The organism is Streptomyces sp. NRRL WC-3742, assembly GCF_000720635.1.
Classification (GTDB): domain Bacteria; phylum Actinomycetota; class Actinomycetes; order Streptomycetales; family Streptomycetaceae; genus Kitasatospora.
Window position 1 is genome coordinate 49681 of record NZ_JOCF01000067.1, and the last position, 18631, is coordinate 68311.

General features: G+C 72.9%; 18 protein-coding genes and 1 pseudogene. 13 read left to right on the forward strand and 6 right to left on the reverse strand.

Annotated elements, in window-relative coordinates:
• A complete protein-coding gene (acpS, locus tag IH61_RS0130820) occupies positions 1–510 on the reverse strand; it encodes a holo-ACP synthase (RefSeq protein ID WP_078911518.1) in 510 nt (169 codons plus the stop codon).
• Positions 511–701: 191 nt separating this feature from the next.
• Between acpS and IH61_RS0130825 the strand changes: the two genes are divergently transcribed.
• From IH61_RS0130825 to IH61_RS43390, 3 genes are read left to right on the forward strand one after another with little or no spacing between them, the layout of a single operon-like run.
• Positions 702–2084, forward strand: coding sequence for an ABC1 kinase family protein (locus IH61_RS0130825; RefSeq protein ID WP_051838387.1), 1383 nt, complete (start codon positions 702–704; stop codon positions 2082–2084).
• 50 nt (positions 2085–2134) lie between these two features.
• A complete protein-coding gene (locus IH61_RS0130830; protein WP_031075846.1) occupies positions 2135–2878 on the forward strand; it encodes a TetR/AcrR family transcriptional regulator in 744 nt (247 codons plus the stop codon).
• Between the two features lie 34 nt (positions 2879–2912).
• Positions 2913–3470: a hypothetical protein gene (locus IH61_RS43390; protein WP_051838388.1), complete on the forward strand. Its 558-nt coding sequence runs from the start codon at positions 2913–2915 to the stop codon at positions 3468–3470.
• Between the two features lie 67 nt (positions 3471–3537).
• On the opposite strand, the gene IH61_RS0130840 is transcribed toward IH61_RS43390, so the two are convergent.
• The 4 genes from IH61_RS0130840 to IH61_RS41765 are packed head-to-tail and all read right to left on the reverse strand — an operon-like array spanning position 3538 to position 7578.
• Positions 3538–5055: a cytochrome P450 gene (locus tag IH61_RS0130840; protein ID WP_051838389.1), complete on the reverse strand. Its 1518-nt coding sequence runs from the start codon at positions 5053–5055 to the stop codon at positions 3538–3540.
• On the reverse strand, positions 5055–6437 hold the full coding sequence (locus IH61_RS0130845) for a cytochrome P450 (RefSeq protein WP_031075852.1): 1383 nt from the start codon (positions 6435–6437) through the stop codon (positions 5055–5057). Before IH61_RS0130845 ends, IH61_RS0130840 begins: the two co-directional genes overlap by 1 nt.
• On the reverse strand, positions 6434–7033 hold the full coding sequence (locus tag IH61_RS43395; protein WP_051838391.1) for an ester cyclase: 600 nt from the start codon (positions 7031–7033) through the stop codon (positions 6434–6436). Before IH61_RS43395 ends, IH61_RS0130845 begins: the two co-directional genes overlap by 4 nt.
• Positions 7030–7578 carry an ester cyclase gene (locus IH61_RS41765; RefSeq protein WP_051838392.1) on the reverse strand — a complete coding sequence of 183 codons (549 nt, stop codon included), beginning with the start codon at positions 7576–7578 and terminating at the stop codon, positions 7030–7032. Before IH61_RS41765 ends, IH61_RS43395 begins: the two co-directional genes overlap by 4 nt.
• Before the next feature lie 222 nt (positions 7579–7800).
• On the opposite strand from IH61_RS41765, the gene IH61_RS43400 reads away from it, so the two are divergent.
• From IH61_RS43400 to IH61_RS49080, 10 genes are all read left to right on the forward strand, one after another.
• Positions 7801–8394 (forward strand): hypothetical protein, encoded by a 594-nt coding sequence (locus tag IH61_RS43400; RefSeq protein WP_051838393.1) that lies wholly within the window; start codon positions 7801–7803, stop codon positions 8392–8394.
• A 112-nt stretch (positions 8395–8506) separates the two neighbouring features.
• Entirely contained in the window at positions 8507–9058 is a 552-nt protein-coding gene (locus IH61_RS43405; RefSeq protein ID WP_051838394.1) for an ester cyclase, read from the forward strand.
• Positions 9055–9591, forward strand: coding sequence for an ester cyclase (locus IH61_RS0130870; RefSeq protein ID WP_031075862.1), 537 nt, complete (start codon positions 9055–9057; stop codon positions 9589–9591). Before IH61_RS43405 ends, IH61_RS0130870 begins: the two co-directional genes overlap by 4 nt.
• A 64-nt stretch (positions 9592–9655) precedes the next feature.
• On the forward strand, positions 9656–11947 hold the full coding sequence (locus IH61_RS0130875) for an MMPL family transporter (protein ID WP_051838395.1): 2292 nt from the start codon (positions 9656–9658) through the stop codon (positions 11945–11947).
• Positions 11948–11967: 20 nt separating this feature from the next.
• On the forward strand, positions 11968–13515 hold the full coding sequence (locus IH61_RS0130880) for an MFS transporter (protein ID WP_031075865.1): 1548 nt from the start codon (positions 11968–11970) through the stop codon (positions 13513–13515).
• 105 nt (positions 13516–13620) lie between these two features.
• Positions 13621–14538, forward strand: coding sequence for an ester cyclase (locus IH61_RS43410; RefSeq protein ID WP_031075867.1), 918 nt, complete (start codon positions 13621–13623; stop codon positions 14536–14538).
• A gap of 116 nt (positions 14539–14654) precedes the next feature.
• Positions 14655–15761 (forward strand): FAD-dependent oxidoreductase, encoded by a 1107-nt coding sequence (locus IH61_RS0130890; protein ID WP_158845449.1) that lies wholly within the window; start codon positions 14655–14657, stop codon positions 15759–15761.
• A 100-nt stretch (positions 15762–15861) separates the two neighbouring features.
• On the forward strand, positions 15862–17382 hold the full coding sequence (locus IH61_RS0130895; protein ID WP_031075871.1) for a phytoene desaturase family protein: 1521 nt from the start codon (positions 15862–15864) through the stop codon (positions 17380–17382).
• A 38-nt stretch (positions 17383–17420) separates the two neighbouring features.
• Positions 17421–17942: an ester cyclase gene (locus IH61_RS43415; protein WP_051838396.1), complete on the forward strand. Its 522-nt coding sequence runs from the start codon at positions 17421–17423 to the stop codon at positions 17940–17942.
• Positions 17943–17998: 56 nt separating this feature from the next.
• Entirely contained in the window at positions 17999–18307 is a 309-nt protein-coding gene (locus IH61_RS49080) for a non-heme iron oxygenase ferredoxin subunit (protein ID WP_031075874.1), read from the forward strand.
• A gap of 58 nt (positions 18308–18365) precedes the next feature.
• Here IH61_RS49080 and IH61_RS49760 read toward each other — a convergent pair.
• Positions 18366–18581 (reverse strand): annotated as a pseudogene (locus IH61_RS49760) (hypothetical protein); the annotation flags it as partial.
• Positions 18582–18631 lie beyond the last annotated feature (50 nt).

Below are 18631 nucleotides of genomic sequence, written 5' to 3' on the forward strand. Positions count from 1 at the left end.
TCACCCTTCGTCGTGCGCGGTGTCCCGGGCGGGGTTGTCGTGGGTCGGGCCGTCGTGGGTCGGACCGGTGCCGGTCGGGCCGGTGTCGGTCGCGCCGGTGTCGGTCGCGCCGTCCCCGACGGGGCGGCCGTCCTCGGCCGGCAGCAGGACGGCCTGGGCGACGGCGTAGCCGCCGGTGTGCGAGAGGGAGAGCTGGGCGCCGGCCCAGCCCGCCCGGTGGCAGTGCCGTGCGGTGACACCGCTCAGCCGCACCCGCGGAGGCCCGAACGGGGCGGAGACCACCTCGACGTCCGTCCATGCCTGCCCCGGGCCCAGTCCGGTCCCGAGGGCCTTGAGCACGGCCTCCTTGGCGGCGAACCGGGCGGCGAGGTGGGCCGCCCGGTTGCGCCTGCCCTCGCAGTAGCCGAGTTCGCCCTCGGTGAAGATGTCCCGCTCCGCGCCGGTGTTCCGGGCGAGCAGGCTGTCCAGCCGGTCGATCTCCACCAGGTCCACCCCAATGGCGATTCGCACGCCGGGTCCCCCTCCCGTCGGTGCGCCGCACGGTGGGCGGCGGCGCTGCATCAGGACAGATACGGCGGTGCGTGCGGCGGATACAGCCGGATCCGGATCCACGGGCGGGCGCGCCGGTGTATCCGCGGGCCTCCGACGCCGATCTGCTCGGGGAGACGGCATCACACCGACCACCCATCGGGAGCGGCGACATGACGGACGATCGGCGACAGGTACGCACCGGACTCCCGCAGGACCCGCTGCGGCGCTCGCTCAAGCTGGCCGCGCTCCCCCTCGGGCACGTCGGACGCAGCGCCTTCGGCCTGGCCCGTCGCCTGGCGGGCGGCGCCGAGGAGGCCGTCCGCACGCAGGTCCAGGAGCGCACCGCCCGGCAGCTGTTCCAGGTGGTCGGCGAGCTGAAGGGCGGGACGCAGAAGCTCGCCCAGGTGCTGAGCGTGATGGAGGCGGCCGTGCCGGAGCACCTGGCCGCGCCGTACCGGAGCGCGCTGACGGAGTTGCAGGAGGCCGGGCCCCCGCTGCCCGCCGCCGTGGTCCACCGGGTGCTGCGGGGCGAGCTGGGCCCCGGCTGGCGCGCGCTGGTACGGGAGTTCGACGACCGCCCGGTGGCCTGCGCCTCGATCGGCCAGGTGCACCGGGCGCGGTGGCGCGACGGCACCGAGGTCGCCGTCAAGGTCCAGCACCCGGGCGCGGAGCGGGCGTTGAACGCCGACCTCGGGCAACTCAGGCGGCTCGGACGGCTGTTCGCCCCGTTCGCCGACGGCCTGCCGGTCGAGGAGCTGGTGCACGAGGTGCGGGACCGGATGGTCGAGGAGCTCGACTACGGCAGGGAGGCCGGGACGCAGCGCGCGTTCGCCGCCTCCTTCGCCGGCGACGAGGACTTCCTCGTGCCGCCGGTGGTCCACGGCACCGGCCGCGTGCTGGTCACCGGCTGGCTGGAGGGCACCCCGGTCTCCGCCGTGATCGCGGACGGCACCCGGGAGCAGCGCGACCGCCTGGGCCTGCTGCTGGTGCGCTTCCTATTCGCCGGACCGCAGCGCTGCGGCCTGCTGCACTCGGACCCGCACCCGGGCAACTTCCGGCTCCTCCCGGACGGGCGGCTGGGCGTCCTGGACTTCGGAGCCGTCACCCGGCTCCCGGACGGCCTGCCGGGCTGGATCGGCGGCGTGACGCGGGCCTGCGCAGACGGCGATCCGGACGGCATGGCCGAAGTGCTGCGCCGGTACGGCCTGTTGCGCCCCGGCGTCGCCCACCGGGACTTCGGCTGGCTGTACCGGGCGATGGCCCCGATGGCGGCGCCCCTGGCCGAGGAGGAGTTCGCCTTCGACCGGCCGTGGATGCGCGAGGTGATGCGGACGGCGACGCTCACCAAGGAGTCGGCCGCCGTCCGCTCCCACGTGCGGATGCCGCCGGAGCAGGCCCTGGTCCAGCGGGTGTGGCTGGGCACGCTGGCCGTCCTGTGCCAGCTCGGCGCCCGGGTGCCGATCCGCGCCGAGGCGCTGAAGGGGCTGCCGGGCTTCGATGCGCGAACAGGCATCAGTTCCGTCACGGGTTCTCACTCGCGCGACAGCCGGTAGACTTGGCACCGGTTACTGATGAGTCAGCCTGGCGTAGTGGAGATGACTCGATGGTCAGGCAGGTGGCGGAGGCGCCGGTGCTCTCGCGCCGGGAACGCGCACGACAGGCGACGATTGACGAGATCAAGTCCGTGGGGCGCGATCTGCTCGCCGTGGACGGCGAGAACGGTGTCACCATCCGTGCCATCGCACGGGAGATGGGGATGACCGCTCCGGCGGTGTACCGCTACTTCACCTCCCACGAGTTGCTGATCAGGGCGCTGCGCGCGGACGTCTTCGCCGAGGCGGCCCACGCGGTGCTCGCAGGCGCCGCCGACGGGGCGGCTCACGACGACGCGCTCAGGCGGCTGCTCGACGCCGCGCGGGGGCTGCGCAACTGGGCGCTGTCGCACCGCCACGAGTTCTCCTTCGTCCTGGGCCGCTCCCCGGTGAGCCCGGAGGCCCAGGAGGACCAGGAGGCCCAGGACGCCGGTTGGGTGTTCGGCTCGGCGTTCGCCGGTCTGCTGTGCGAACTGTGGCTGCAGCGCCCGTTCCGCGTCCCGGCCGAGTCGGAGCTCTCCCCGGAGCTGGTCCATCAGCTCAACGGGCTGCGCATCTCCCGGCAGTTGGACGTGCCGGTCGGCGCCATCGCGGTCATGCTGAGCAGCTGGGCCCGGCTCCACGGTGTGATCTGCCTCGACGTGATGGGCCACCTGGCCTTCGTTCTGCCGAACGCGGACGCCTTCTTCGAATACGAACTCTTCAGGCTCTGCGCCGAGTTGGGCATGGCCGACGGTTACCGGCCGCCGCGGTAGACGGGCCGGCCCCCTCTGAGAGACAGGAGCCGCCATGACCGGTCCACTGGACCGCCTCATCCCCGATCCTCAGTACACACTGACGCACGAGCGCCACATCCCGCGCAGCCCCGCCACGGTCTGGCAGGCCCTGGAGACCCTGCGCTTCAGCGACCTGCCGTTCGTGCGGGTGCTGCTCGGCGCCCGCATGGCCACCTCCAGGGGGCCGCACGACACCGCGGACAACCACGCCACGCTGCGCGAGCACATGACGCAGCGGGGGTACACGATCCTGGCCGTCGAGCCGCCGCACCTCGACGCCGTGGGCGCCGTCACCCGGTACTGGCAGTTGCGCGTTCCGCCGCCCGAACCGATCGGCTCCGCCCAGGAGTTCGCCGACTTCGACCGCCCCGGCTACGCCAAGGCGCTGTCCGCGTTCATCCTCACACCGACGGACGGCGGCACGCTGGTGCGCTGCGAGACCCGGATCTCCGCCACCGACCAGTCCTCCCGGCGCCGCTTCGCCGCCTACTGGTGGGGCGTGCGGCTGGGCAGCTCGCTGATCCGGCGGGTGATCCTGACGGCCTTGGCCCGCAAGGCCGTTCAGCTCTGATCCGGGCCCGGTCCGGCCGGGCACGGGTGGGGCCCCTCCCTCGCGGGAGGGGCCCCACCCGTCGTCCTCAGCCCGCCGCGGGCGGCCGGTACGGGCAGCCCGGCGCCGGGGGCGGCTCGGCCGGTGCGTGCGCGACCGGGCAGCCCCCGGCCGGCGCGGCTTCCTCCGCGGGTACACCCGCCCCGGGTGACGCGTCGGCCGCCGTACGCTGCTCGGTGGTGACCTCCTGCAGGGTCATCCGGATGCCGTACCTGGCGCGCAGCGAGATGTCCGGCTGCATGACGACCGGGTGCCCCGGCACCAGGTGGAGGCCGTAGCGCTGGAGGATCGAGGCCAGCACGATCGTGAGCTCCATGTTGGCGAAGGCCAGCCCGACGCAGTTGCGCGGGCCGCCGACGTAGGGCACGTAGGCGTAGCGCGGCCGCCCCGCCGAGCGTTCCCGGGTGAAGCGCTCGGGGTCGAAGCCCTCGGGGTTGTCCCAGAACGCCGGATTGCGGTGCGTGATGTAGGTGTTGAGCAGCAGGAACGACCCGGCCGGGATGTGGTAGCCGCCCAGCCGGTCGTCTCGCAGCGGCATCCGGGCGACCTGCCAGAGCGGGGGGTAGAGCCGCAGCGCCTCCTGGACGAAGAGCTTGAGGTACTTCAGCTGGGGCAGGTCCGCCATGGTCGGCGGGCGGTCGCCGAGCACCTGGAACACCTCCTGCCGGGCCCTTTCGGTGGCGGCGGGCTGGGCGGAGAGCAGGTAGCAGATCCAGGACAGCGTGGCGGCGACCGTCTCGTGGCCGGCGATGAACAACGTCACCACCTGGTCGCGGAGTTGCTGGTCGGTCATGTGCCGGCCGGTCTCCGGGTCGGCGGAGTGCATCAGCATCGACAGGAGGTCGGCGTCGGCGCTGCGGTCGGGGTTGCGGCGGCGCTCGGCGATGAGCCGGTAGACCGTCTCGTCGAGGACCTTGCGGGCCGCCAGGAACTCCCGGTTGCGCCGGGTGGGCACCCGTTCCGGCAGGTCCGCGACGGCGATCAACTTGGCGTTGATGTGCTCCAGTTGGATTCGCACGGCGTCGCCGAGCACCCGCGCGTCGGCGGACCAGTCGGCCCGGAACAGGCAGCGCGCCAGGATCTCCAGGGTGAGGCTCTGCATCTCGATCCTGGCGTCGATCGAGGCGCCGCGGCGGCAGACGTCCTCCCAGCGGTCCAGCATGCGGCCGGCGCTGTCGGCCATCACGTCGGCGAAGCGCTCCAGCGACTCGCGCCGGAACGAGGGCGCCACGGTGCGGCGTTGCCGCTGCCACTCCTCGCCCTCGCTGGTGACCAGGCCCTCGCCCACCGAGACGCTCACCTTGCGGTTGAAATCGTCGGGGTGGGGATAGTTGGCGAAGTTGTCGGCGAGGATGTGCTTGAGGTGGTCGGGGTGGGTGACCAGGATCACCGGGACGGGCCCGCGGAAGCGGACCAGGTCGCCGTGGTCGCGCCAGGCGGTGACGAAGGTGCGCAGCGGGTCGCGGCGGAAGTCCAGCGCCGAGCCCAGCAGCGGCAGTCCGCGCGGGCCGGGCGGGCGGGTCGGCAGGATCGAGGTCGCGGCCATCAGCCGGTCACCGTCCGCACGTGCTGGATGCGCATCGGCATGCCGTCGCGCGGGTACAGGAAGACGTTCGAGGTGGGCTCGCAGACGTGGCCGGGGGCCAGGGTCAGCCGGTAGGACTGGAGGATCCGGGCGATCACCAGCGGGGCCTCCAGGACGGCCACCGAGGAGCCGGGGCACAGCCGGGGGCCGCGCGAGAACGGGATGTAGGCGTACAGCGGCCCGCCGCCGGTGGCGCTCTTCTCGAACCGCTCGGGCCGGAAGCCCTCCGGGTTGGGCCAGTAGGCGGGGTGACGGTGCATCAGGTACGGGCTGATGAACACCTGGGAGCCCGCAGGGATGCGGTAGCCGCCGATCTCGTCGTCCTCGATCGGGCTGCGCGAGAGCGTCCACACGGACGGGTAGAGGCGCAGCACCTCCTGGAAGAAGGCCCGCAGGTAGCGCAGGCGGGGAAGGTCGTCGGCGGCGGGCTCGCGGTCCCCGCAGACCTCGGCGACCTCGGCGCGGATGCGGCGCTCGGTCTCGGGGTGCCGGGAGAGCAGGGAGAAGGCCCAGACCAGGGAGAGCGCGGTGGTCTCGTACCCGCCGAGGAACATGGTGACGACCTCGTCGCGCAGCTGCTTGTCGCTCATCCGTTCCCCGGTCTCCTGGTCCTGGGCGGTGAGGAACCGGGTCAGCAGGTCGTCCGGCGGGGCGCTGTCGCGGCGGCGGTCGGCGATCAGCCCGTAGACGAAGGCGTCGAGCGAGGCCCGGGCCTGGAGGAACTGCCGGCGGGCGCGGCTGGGCAGCGCCTCCGGCAACTCGACGAAGCGCTGGAGGCGGGTGTTGGTGTAGGCGTTGCAGATGCGCACCGCGCGGGCGAGGTCGCCGGCCCGGGTGCTCACGTCGGTGCTGAACAGGGTCTGCATCACGATGGTCAGCGCCAGCCGCATCATCTCCGGGGTGATGTCGAGCGTGCGGGCCTCGTCCGCCGCCGGCTTCCACTCCTTGACGAGCTCACCGGTGGCGTCGACCATCGCCGGGCCGAAGCCCGCGATCCGGGAGCCCTTGAACGCCGGCTGGGCGAGCCGGCGCTGACGGAAGTGGAAGTCACCGTTGCTGGTGAACAGCCCCTGGCCGACCCAGGGCTCGAACTTGCCGACGGACAGCGGGTCCTTGGGGTAGTTGGGCTGGTTGTCGTCCAGCACGTGCTTGATGAAGTCGGGGTCGACGATGAGGAACAGCTCGCGGTTGCCGGGGATCTGGAAGCGCACCAGGTCTCCGTAGCGGCGCCAGGCGCGGGTGAAGGTGCCCACCAGGTCCCGGACGAGGTCCGGTCCCGACTTCACCAGCGGGTAGCCGGCCGGGCCCGGGGCCTCGCGCCGGTGGCTCAGGGTCATGGTCATGCGTCCTCGCTTCGTTGCGCGCCGCCTGCGTGCAGGCCGCGGGAGTGGTCGGCGGAGCGGGCCCGGGCCCGCAGCCGGGCGAATCTCGGCACGGCGGCCAGCGTGTGGCGCAGCCGCCCGAGCGGGCCGGCCTCCGGGGCGGGCAGCAGGCCGAGCCCGGTGAGCATGCCCAGGTACCCCGCCTCCTGCCAGAGCTCGACCAGGCGCCCCTGCTCGTCCCACTGCTCCACCAGCAGTTCGTCCAGCGCGACCCGGCGGCCGGTGGGCGGGATGCCGAAGAGCTCGCCGAGGTGGGTGCCGGTGAAGCGGAGCCGGGCGGCGACCTGCCGGCCCTCGGCGAAGACGTCCAGGATCTCGGCGGTGACGTCCGGCTTGGCCCGCCAGAGCTGGCGCACGACGCCTTGGAAGCCCGCCGGGGACAGGGCCGGGCGGCCGGGCAGGTGGAACACGGCGTCGGGGCGGGCGAGTTCGTCGATGACGCCCAGGTCGCGCTCGGTGAACAGGCGGCGGCCGAACTCGACGGCCAGGGCCTTGGGGTCGGGCGGGGCCGCCTCCTTCCTCCTCGCGCGGGCCGGGCTGGTCCTGGTGGGGGTCACGGTGCTTTCCTCTCTCGGGCGGCCCGGCGGGTGAGCGCGGTCAGCCGGGCGCTCACGCCGACGGCGTGGCCGATCTGGCCGATGGGGCCCAGGCCGGCCGGGGGGACCAGGCCGAGCTGGTCCAGGACGCCGAGGTCGTCGCCCTGCTGCCACAGCTCGGCAACGCGACCGTCCACGAAGCGGAAGATCGTCATCTCGGTGGTGCGCACGCGCATGCCCGTCGCGGGGATGCCGGCCAGCGGCCCGAGGTGGGTGCCGAGCAGCTCGGCGCGCAGCATCACCCGGTCCCCCTCCCCGATGCAGTGCAGGGTCCGGTAGCGCAGGTCGGGCAGCGCCCGGCGGCGTTCGAGGGCCACCCGCCGGTAGACCGCCGGGCCCCGCAGGTCGGCGACACCCGGCAGGTGGCCGACGAAGTCGGGTCGGAAGTGCTCGTCCACGGCGCTCGGATCGCCGCGGTTCCAGACCCGGTCGGCGATCTGCCCGACCAGGTCCTTGAGGTCGCTCGGCGGGAGCCCCGCCGTGCTGCTCTGTTCAGCCTCGCTCATCTGCCCAGCCTTCGGTCCGGGGGCGGTCGTGTGCTCACGGCACGGCGCGCGCCGTGGCGGGTCTGCGCCCGACAGCAGAGATCGGGGCGGCCGGCTCCCGGATACACGTCGGCTTCCGCGCGTCCGGGGTGTATCCGGCGGGCCCCGGGCGGGCTCTTGTTACCGAAGCGCCCGCCGCCGTCGTGCGGCGGGCGGCGGCACGGACGGAACGGGAGGTGCGGCGTGCCGGGACCGCGACCGGAGGACACGCCCTCGGGCGGGTGCGACCTGTGGCTGCCCGCGTACCAGTGGCGCAGCCGGCACGGGCGTACCGTCCGCGCCGAACAGGAGGCGGTGGCACGGGCGGTACGGGCGGCGACGCCCGCCGACCTGCTCACCCTGCGCCCGCTGGTGTTCGCGCGCAGCATCCCGGCGCGGCTGAGCCGCGGCGGGCGCTGGGAGGCGATGGCCGACGACGTACCGGTCCTCGACTGGCTGGTCGACGTGGTCGGCGCGTTCCCCCTGGACGCCCCCGGCGGCGACGTCCTCGTGGGCTTCGCCGGGCGGCCCTGGGCGCTGCGGCAGCAGTGGTTCACGCTCTCCCCGCAGGAGTACCGGGATTTCGACGAGCCCGGGTGCATCAAGGGCCTGATGGCGTTCTCGGTCCGGCCCCGGGGCGGCGGCGCACTGCTGTGCACCGAGACCAGGGTCTTCGCGACCGACCGGGAGTCCGTGCGCAGGTTCGGGCGCTACTGGACCGTCATCGGCCCCTTCTCCGGCCTGATCCGCAGGGACTGGCTGGCCGCCGCCGCGCGCGTCGCCGAGCGGACCGGCTGATCCGCGACGAGCCGCCTGCGCGGCTCCCCCCGCAGCAACGCAAGAGCCAGAGCAACCCAAGAGCCAGAGCAACCCAAGAGCCGTACCAACCAATGGAAGAGAGAGGCAGCGGATGGACTCCACTCGGCCCGGCCGGGCCCCGGACCCCCGGGAGCTCGGCCCGAGGATCCTCGACGAACTGTGGAACGGGCGGGACCTCGGGGTGATCGAGCGCCGCTTCAGTAGCGAGGTGGTCACCTACGTGCCGCTCCCGGGCCAGCCGGTGATCAAGGGCACGCCCGGCCTGCGGAAGCTGGCCGAGGACATGTTCGTCGCCCTCCCGGACCTCGCCTACCGCTCGGTGGAGGTGGTCGCGGCGGGCGACAAGGTGCTGGTCCGGGGTGAACTCACCGGCACACACCGGGGTTTCCTGATGGACATCCCGCCCACCGGCCGCTCCACCCGGCTCACCGAGCACGTGATCCTGCGCTTCGAGGGCGACCGGGTCGTCGAGATGTGGCAGCAGGCGGACTACCTGAGCGTGCTGTCCCAGCTCGGCATCACCCCGCCGGAGGGCGCCGGGCCGGTGCGCACCGTCGCGCACACCTTCAAGACGGTCGGGCGCCTCGGCGGCCTGATCGTCAAGGACCGGATCCAGCAGCGGAAGAAGGCGGCGGCCCGATGACCATCGACGACACGACGACCCGGCCGTTCACCCTCACCCGCGAGCACATCCTGATGGTCTCCGACCTCTCCTGGTCCTCCGACAACTCCCGGGCCCTGCCCTGGTACTCGCCGGACTACAAGTGCTACCTGCCCGGCCGTCCGGTGCTGCACGGCGGCCAGGAGTTCCTGGACACACTGAACCTGGTCAGGGCCGCCAAGCCGGACGTCGACATCGAGTGGCACGACATCCTCGTGGACGGCAACAAGGCCGTGCTCCACGTGACCTTCCGCGGCCACCACCTGGGCCCGCTGTTCGGCATCCCGCCGACCCGCCGCCTGCTGGAGATCGGCGAGATCATCATCGAGACCTACGACGACCAGGGCCGCATGGTGGAGTTCCGCCAGGAGGGCGACTACGCCGGGATGCTCACCCAGATGGGCATCGTCCCGCCGCCGGGCACCGGGCCGCTGGGCACCATCGCGCACTCCGTGAAGACCGCCGTGCGCCTGACCGCGCTCGACCGCAGCCACCGCAGGGCGCACGGCAAGTAGCCGCAGCCGTCACCGTACGCAGCCACCGTCCCCTGGACCTCGGGAACCCCCGGAGGGAAGAAGCATGATGCTCGAACGTACCGGCAGGGCCGTGACGGCCCGGCCGAAGGCGTTCCTGTGGGCCATCCTGGCCTTCGTCGTCCTCAGCGGCGCGGTCGGCGGCGGGGTGGTCGCCGAACTCTCCAACGGGGGCTTCGACGACCCGGCCGCCTCCTCCACCCACGCGAAGGAGGCGCTCTCCAGGGAGTTCGGCCTCAGCACCCCGAACCTCACCCTGCTGGTGACGGCCCCGGGCTCGGTGGACTCCCCCGAGGCCGCCCGCTCCGGTGCCGAGCTGGCCTCCCGCCTCGGCACCGAACCCGGGATCACCCAGGTGGTCTCGTACTGGACCGCCGGCCGGCCTCAGACGCTGCGGGACAAGGCCGGCGGCTCGGCCCTGGTCATCGCCCACATCGACGGGGACGAGACGGCGGCCGCCAAGCGGATCGACGGGCTGCGCGAACGCTACGCCGGGCAGCAGGGCGCCGTCACCGTCAAACTCGGCGGCACCGTGGCCGCGGGGTACGACACCGAGACCGCCGCGCAGAGCGACCTTCAGTCCATGGAGCAGATCGCCTTCCCGGTGCTGTTCCTGGTGCTGGTCCTGGTGTTCGGCAGTCTGGTGGCTGCGCTGCTGCCGATCCTGATGACCATTCCGGTGGTCGTCGGCGTCCTGGTGCTGCTGCGGGTGCTCAGCGCGTTCATGGACGTGTCGGTGGTCGCCCTGAACGCGACGACCATCATCGGCCTGGGCCTCGCCATCGACTACAGCCTGTTCATGGTCTCCCGCTACCGCGAGGAGCTGCGCACCCGCGGCGGCGACGTCACGGTCCGCGAGGACCGCACCGAGGCGATCGTCGGCGCGGTCCGGACCGCCGGGCGCACCGTGCTGTTCTCCGCGCTGACGGTGGCGCTCTCGCTCGCCGCCCTCGCCGTGTTCCCGCTGCCCTTCCTGCGCTCGATCGCCGTGGCCGGCATCGGCGTCTCGCTCTTCGCGGCTCTGGCGGCGGTGGTGGTCGTACCGACCCTGCTCGCCCTGTTCGGTGCGAGGATCGACAGCCTGGACGCCCGCAAGCTGGTCCGCCGGCTCACCGGGCGGGCCGCCCCCGCCCCGCAGGCGGTGGAACGCGGCTTCTGGCACCGGCTCGCCGTCACGGTGATGCGCTTCCCGGTGCCGATCGCCGCCGTGGCGGTCGCCGCCCTGGTGCTGCTGGGCACGCCGTTCACCGGCGTGAAGTTCAGCCTCCCCGACGACCGCCAGCTGCCGGCCAGCTCCGAGAGCCGTCAGGTCGGCGAGGCCGTCAGGACCGGCTTCACCTCCCGCGAGGGCGACACCATCACCGTGGTGGCCGTCGGCATCGGCGACGGCACCCGGCACCGGCAGGAGATCCACGACTACGCGGCGCGGCTGTCGACCGTGCCCGGCGTGGCCTCGGTCACCTCGTACGCCGGGCGCTTCACCGGCGGCACGCAGAGCGCCCCGCCCGGGGCGGCGACCGACCCCTTCGCCTCCCCCGCCGGGACGTACCTGGAGGTCGCCCCAGCGGTCGAGACCTTCTCCGACAGCGGTGACCGGCTGGTGCGCGACCTGCGGGCGGTGCCACCGCCCTGGCCGGTGGCGATGACGGGGGCGGGCCCGGCCCTGGTGGACACCAAGGCCACCCTCGCCGACCACCTCCCGCTGGTCCTGGGGATCGTCGTCCTGGCGATGTTCGTCCTGCTCTTCCTGTTCACCGGAAGCGTCGTCATGCCGCTGAAGGCCCTGGTGCTGAACGTGCTGAGCCTGAGCGCGACCTTCGGCGCGATGGTGTGGATCTTCCAGGAGGGCCACCTCTCCGGCGCCCTGGACTTCACCGCCACGGGCGCCCTCACCGCCGTCGCCCCGATCCTGATGTTCTGCCTGCTGTTCGGGCTCTCCATGGACTACGAGGTCTTCATGGTCTCGCGGATCAAGGAGGCCCACGACGCGGGCCTGGACGACCGGGCCGCGGTGGCCGCCGGACTGCAGCGCACCGGCGGGCTGGTCACCGCCGCGGCCGCGCTGATGGGCGTGGTCACCGTCGCCGGGATGCTCACCAGCACCGTGGCCTTCCAGAAGATGTTCGCCCTCGGGCTCACCCTGGCCCTGCTCGTCGACGCCCTGGTGGTCCGGGGCCTGCTGCTGCCGGCCTTCATGCGCCTGATGGGCCCGGCGAACTGGTGGGCGCCCGCGCCGCTGCGACGGCTGCACCGGCGCATCGGCCTGGCCGAGACCTCCGGCGGGCCGTCGACCGTCCGTCCCGAACCCCGCGAGCGGACCACGCCGGTCCCGCGCTGACCAGAAGGGAGTTCCCGTCGATGGAGCACTCCACCGTGTACCGACGCCGCTGGCGGATCCTGGCCGTGCTGTGCCTGAGCCTGATCGTCATCGGCATGGACAACCTGATCCTCAGCCTCGCTCTCCCCCGCGTCCAGCAGGACCTGGGGGCGAGCGGCGGCGACCTGCAGTGGATCGTCGACTCGTACAGCCTGGCCTTCGGCGGCCTGCTGCTGCTCGGCGGCGGCCTGGGCGACCGCTTCGGCCGCAAGCGCATGCTGATCACCGGCCTGCTGCTGGTCCTCGGCTTCTCGGCCGGCGCCGCCTTCGCCGGCAGCCCGGGCATGCTGATCACGATGCGCACCGGGATGGGCGTGGGCGGGGCGTTCGTCATGCCCGCGACCCTGTCCATCATCAAGAACGTCTTCCCGGTGGAGGAGCACGCCAAGGCGATCAGCGCCTGGGCCGGCTCGGGTGCGATCGGCGTGCCGCTCGGACCGGTCCTCGGCGGCCTGCTCCTGGAGCACTACTGGTGGGGCTCGGTCTTCCTGATCGCCGTCCCCGTGGTGGTGATCGCCGTGGCCGCCTGCGCCCTGCTGGTCCCCGAGTCCCGCGACCCGAACCGGACCAGGCTGGACCTGCCCGGCGTGGTGCTCTCCGTGTCCGGCCTCACCACCCTCGTCTACGGCGCCATCGAGGGGCCGCGCCGCGGCTGGACGGACCCGCTCACCCTGGCGGGGCTGGGCCTGGGCGTGGCGCTGTGCGCCGCGTTCGTGCTGTGGGAGCGGCGCACCGACCACCCGATGCTCTCCGCCCGGATGTTCCGCAGCCCGCTGTTCGCCGGCAGCGCGGTGGCCATGTTCTGCATCGAGTTCTGCCTCTTCGGGCTGCTGTTCGTGGTCACCCAGTACTTCCAGTTCATCCAGGGGCACGGCCCGTTGGCCTCCGGCCTGCGCCTGCTCCCGGTGCTCACCGCCATCGTGGGCGCCCAGCTGGGCACCCGGCTCGCGGCCCGGACCGGGCTCAGGCCGGTGGCCGTGGCGGGCCTGGCGGTCCTGGTCGCCAGCATGGCGCTGATGACCGGCGCGGACCGCGGCAGCGAGACGCTCGCCCTGGTCTCGCTCGCGCTCTTCGGCTTCACCATGGGCCTGGTCCTGCCCCCGTGCGCCGACGCCCTGCTGGCCGCGGCCCCGGCCGAACAGGGCGGCGCCGCCTCGGCCGTGACCGACGCGACGCTCCAGGTCGGCGGCTCCCTGGGGATCGCGGTGATCGGCAGCGTGCTCGCCACCACCTACCGCGACGGCCTGCCGGACCTGGGATTCCTCCCTCCCCAGGCCGAGACCGCCGTACGGGACTCGATCGGCGGCGCCGAGGCGGTGGCCCAGCAGGCCGGCCCCGACGCCGCCGCGGGCCTGCACGACCTGGTGTCGGACGCCTTCGTCGGCGCGCTCGCCGACTCCATGTGGACGGGCGCGGGCGTGGCCCTGGCGGGCGTGCTCGCCGTGCTGTTCCTGCTGCCCGGCCGCCGCTCGCCGGCCCGGCCGGCGCAGGCACCGAGCGAGGCCGCCGAAGAGCTGGTCACCCCCTGAGCGTCCCCACCCGACAACCGTGCCGAGCCGGCGTGTCGAACGACCCGGAAGTCCGGTCCGGCAGTCCGTCAACTCCTTGTGAGTCCAACCCAAGAGAGAGACAGCGTGAAGAAGAAACACCTGTTCCGGTTCCTCGTGGTCGCCGTCGTCGGCGTGCTGATCGCGGCGTTCTTCCAGGGCAACGCCAACGCGGCCGAGCGCCGCGGCCGCTCGACCGACACCGTCGGAGCCGAGAGCAAGCGCGTGGTCCTGGGCTTCTACCAGGAGGTCCTGGCCAAGAAGCAGCTCAACCTGGTGGGCCAGTACATGCGCGAGGACTACGTCCAGCACAGCCCGGGTCTGAAGTCCGGCGTGAAGGGCTACCTGGAGGACTACGGGCTCTTCCACACCTTCTTCCCCGACCTGGAGGCCACGATCTACCGGGTCGTCCCGCAGGGCGACAAGGTCTTCCTGCTGGCCACCTTCCGCGGTCACCACGCCCAGACGGGCCGGGAGCTGGTCTTCAACACCGCCGAGCTGTACCGGGTGCAGGACGGCAAGCTGGCCGAGCACTGGGACGTCGTCGACTACGCGGCGATGGATGCCTTCGGCGTGAAGCTGCCCGGCGGCGTCGAGCCGTCGACGCCGACCGGCTGGGGCGGCACCGACACCCAACGGCTCAACCTGCTCCGCCTGTTCTTCACCGTCGACACCGTCTACCGCGTCCCGGACAGCCCCTTCCGCGGCGCCCTCGCCACCGACCTGATCCAGAACCAGCCGGGCGTCGCCCCCGGGCTGGCCGGCCTGCGGGACAACATCCGCAGCTACCGCGAGCGCTTCCCCGACCTCGGCTTCGAGGTCACCCACACCGTCGCCGACGACGAGACCGCCGTCGTCTTCTGGGTCTGGCGGGGCCACGAGAAGGGCACCGGCAAGCCGATCGAGCTCAACCGCGCCGACGTCTTCCGCGTCGACCACGGCAAGTTCGTCGAGCACTGGAGCCGCCTCGACTACCGCGCCGTCAACCCCTTCGGCCTGAGCTGACGCACGCGGCCGGCCGCCCGTGCGGTTCGAGGGCGGCCGGCCGCGCGGCAGCCCGCGCAGCCGTACCCGGGGCCGGGCCCACGCCGGCCCCGAAGCCGAACCAGGAGGAATCTGTCGTGTCACGACCATCGGTGATCATCGTCGGCAGCGGGGTGGGCGGGCTCGCCCTGGCCGGCATGCTCACCCGCCAGGGCTGCGAGGTCGTCGTACTGGAACGCGCGGCCGAACGCCGCGACGGCCTGGCGATCACCATCTGGCCCAACGCCCTACGGGCGATCCGCCGTTCCGGCGGCGAGGACATGTACGAAGCCGTGCTGAAGGTCTGCGAGCCGATCCACTCGGCCCGGATGTTCAGCCAGTCCCGGGGCCGGCTGGCCACCATCGACCTCGGCTTCCTGACCCACCGCTACGGCGTCACCGGCCAGGGCGCGACCCGGGCCGAGCTGCTCGACGCCCTCATCGCCCAGGCCGGGGTCCCGGTGCGCTTCGGCGCCGAGGTGGACCGGGTCGGCACCGACGGCACGGTCGTGCTGACCGACGGCGAGACCCTGCGCGCCGACCTCGTGGTCGGCGCCGACGGCGTCGGCTCCACCGTCCGCCGCTCGCTGCTGCCCCCGGGCCAGGGAGACGGCCGGGAGAACCCGCTGGAGAGCTGGCAGGGCGTCGTCGACCGAGGCGGCATCTGGGACGCGGGCGGCGCCGACTTCCACTTCGGCCCGCTGGGCACCTGCGGCATCATGCCGCTGACCGGCAACCGGGCCTACTGGTTCGTCGACGGCTCCATCCGAACGCCGCCGACCGGCCGGGGCTGGCCGGACGTGGTGCGCGAACTCGTCGCCGCCACCCCGCCCGAGCAGCTGTTCCCCGGCCAGGCTTGGGACCGCCGCCCGGTCCGCCACTGGGGCCGCGGCCGGGTCACCCTGCTCGGCGACGCCGCGCACCCGATCCTGCCCACCATCGGCCAGGGCGCCTGCATGGCCCTGGAGGACGCCGGCGTGCTCGCCGCCCGGATCGCCCAGGACCCGGACCCGGTCAACGCCCTGCGCCGCTACGAGGACGACCGGTACCCGAGGGTCGAGGGCCACTTCAAGAAGGCCCGCGGAATGCTCCGGATGCGCGGACTGCCCGGCGCCGTCCGCGACCGCGTGCTGGCCGTCCTGCCCGACCGCACGATCACCCGGATGTTCACCGACTCGGCCCTTCCCCTGCCCGAGTTCAGCTGAGGCCCGATCGCGTCCAGCGGCGCCACCCGTATCCACGGCCCCGCCGACCGGATCTCACCTACGTCAGCCGTACGCACCACGCACTCACCTTGGAGAACACATGGCACTCACGGCTCCCGCCGCCCCGCCGCCGGGCAGCGACTACGACGTGATCGTGGTCGGCAGCGGGCTGGGCGGACTGGCCGCGGCGGCGTACCTGGCCAAGTCCGGCCGTCGGGTCCTGGTCGCGGAACAGGGCAGGGGCATCGGCGGCTATGCCCACGCCTTCCAGCAGGACGGCCGCTACTACGACCCCGCGATCCACGTCGTCCCGGGCGCGGCCGAGGGCGGGACGATCGACACGCTGCTGCGCTACCTCGGCGTCCGCGAGATGTGCGACTTCGTCGAGTCGGACGCGCTCTACCGGGTGGTCATCGACGACGACGTCCTGGACGCCCCGTTCGGCTCCGATGCCTTCATCGAGGCGCACGTCCGGCTGTTCCCGCACGAGGCGGAGGGCATCCGGGGCTTCTTCGGGCTCTGCGAGACCTTCCTGGCGGAGGCCCACCAGGTGCCGCTGCAGCTCTCGCCCAAGGAGCTCGGCGAGGCGGTGAAGCGGTTCCCGACCCTGTTCGGCAACCGGATGTCGACCCTCGGCGAGGTCCTCGACCGCTTCATCACCGACCCGCGCTGCAAGGCATTCTGCACGGCCGGCTGGCCGTACATGGGCCTGCCGCCGTCCCAGCTCTCCTTCGAGCTCTTCGCCCGCTTCCTCTACACGCAGATGCACGGCCTCTACCACTGCAAGGGCGGCTTCCGGCACCTCGTCTCGGCGTTCACCACCTCGATCGAACGGGACGGCGGCAAGCTGATCACCGGGGCCAGGGTCGAACGGATCCTCGTCCACGACGGGCGCGCCGAGGGCGTGGTGCTGGCCGGAGGCCAGGAGCTGCGCGCGCCCGTGGTGATCTCCAACGCGGACGCCAAACAGACCTTCGAGAAGCTGGTGGGCTTGGACCTGCTGCCCAAGGCGTACCGGCGGCGGCTGTCCTCGCTGCGCTCCTCGATGTCCATGTTCGTGGTCTACGCGGCCACCACCCTGGACATCGCGGCGGCCGGCGGCGCCCACGAGACCTTCGTCTACGAGAGCGACGACCACGACGCGACCTTCCAGGGCTTCGCGGACGGCGAGGCCCCGGCGACCGTGGTCGTGGTGCCGACCCTGCTGGACCCGAGCCTGGGCCCGGCCGGCGAGCACCTGGTCACCTCCACCGCGCTGGCGCCGTACCACGGCCCGGAGTCCTGGGACGAGTTGAAGCCCAAGCTGGAGGAGAAGTACCTCGACCTCATCGAGCGGCTCTACCCGGGCTTCCGGGCCGGCCTGACCTTCGTCAGCAGCGCCACCCCGCTGACGCTGGAGCGCTACACCCTCAACCACGAGGGCGCCGCGTACGGCTGGGAGAACACCCCGGCCCAGGCCGGCAGCAAGCGGCTGACGTACCGCACCCCCATCGAGGGGCTCTACCTGGCCGGGCACTGGGCGCAGGCGGCCAGCGCGCTGCGGGTGATCGTCTCCGGCAGCCACACCGCGCAGGAGATCCTGCGCGCCGACGGGGTCACCGACGTGGGCCCCGAGCTCTGACCATCCGTCCCGAGACCATTCGTCCCGAGGAGACAGCTATGACGACCGAAACCAGCCCGGCCACCGTCGCGGTGTACCACGAGATGGCCCGCCGCTACATCGAGGAGGTCTGGGACAAGAACAACGCCGCCACCGAGGCCGAACTGCTGGCACCCGACTGGGTGGACCACATGCCGCTGCCCGGCTGCCCGCAGGGCCCGGCCGGGCACCGCGCGGCGGTGCAGCTGATGCACGACGCCTTCCCCGACCTGCGCTTCTTCCTGGAGGACGTGGCGATCGTGGGCGACAAGGTGATCGACCGGTGGACCGCCACCGGCACCTTCCACGGCGAGCTGTACGGCTTCCCGGGCAACGGCGAGCGGATGATCATGACTGGCCTGGACTTCCACCTCGTCCGCGACGGCAAGTTCGCCGAGCTCTGGCACGAGGAGAGCACCGCCTCCCTGGTCGAACAGCTCGGGATGGCCCCCAAGCCCGGCTCCGGCCTGGGCACGATCCTCGGCCTGACCTTCGGCAACATCGTCCACGTCGCCAAGCACCGCATCCGCGGCCGGCGTTGACCATGGACACCGCTCCTGCTACTCCCGGCAGCGACAGTTCGAACCCCACACGGAGGGTGGCCGGGCTGACGGACCTACCGCCGGGCGAACTGCTGGCAGTCGCCGCACCCGACGGCACCCGGGTCCTGCTCGCCAACGTCGACGGAGAGGTCCACGCCGTCGCGAACGAGTGCAGCCACGAGTTCGCCCCACTGGAGGAGGGCGAACTGGAGGACGACTCGGTGGTGTGCCCCTGGCACTTCAGCCGCTTCTGCCTCCGCACCGGCAAGGCCCTCGACATGCCGGCCGTCGACCCGGTGGCCACCTACGCGGTACAGGTGGTCGGCGACGAGATCCACCTCGGCCCCCGCCGCACCCCCGCCTGACCCCCCTCCCAGGAGGCCGGAGCCCTCGACCCGCCCATCGGGAGCCCCGGCCTCCACGGGCCCGGTGGCCCCGGCCCTGCCACTGCCGGCCTTCGACGGCGCCGAGCGGTGTGCCTCCGCCGAGGTCGTACCGTTCGAGGTCGGCGCCGGTGCGGTCGACGGCCGCGACGAGGCAACGCGGGGCGGCGTCGTCGAGGAGGTCGAGCAGCGGCGCGGTGTGCGGCAGCGGTGCCGAGACCCACGCCGAGCGCTGGTCCGACCACGCCCCGGGCACGGTGGCGTACGCCTACGGCGACAGCTGAGCCTCCGGTACACCGTGGTGGC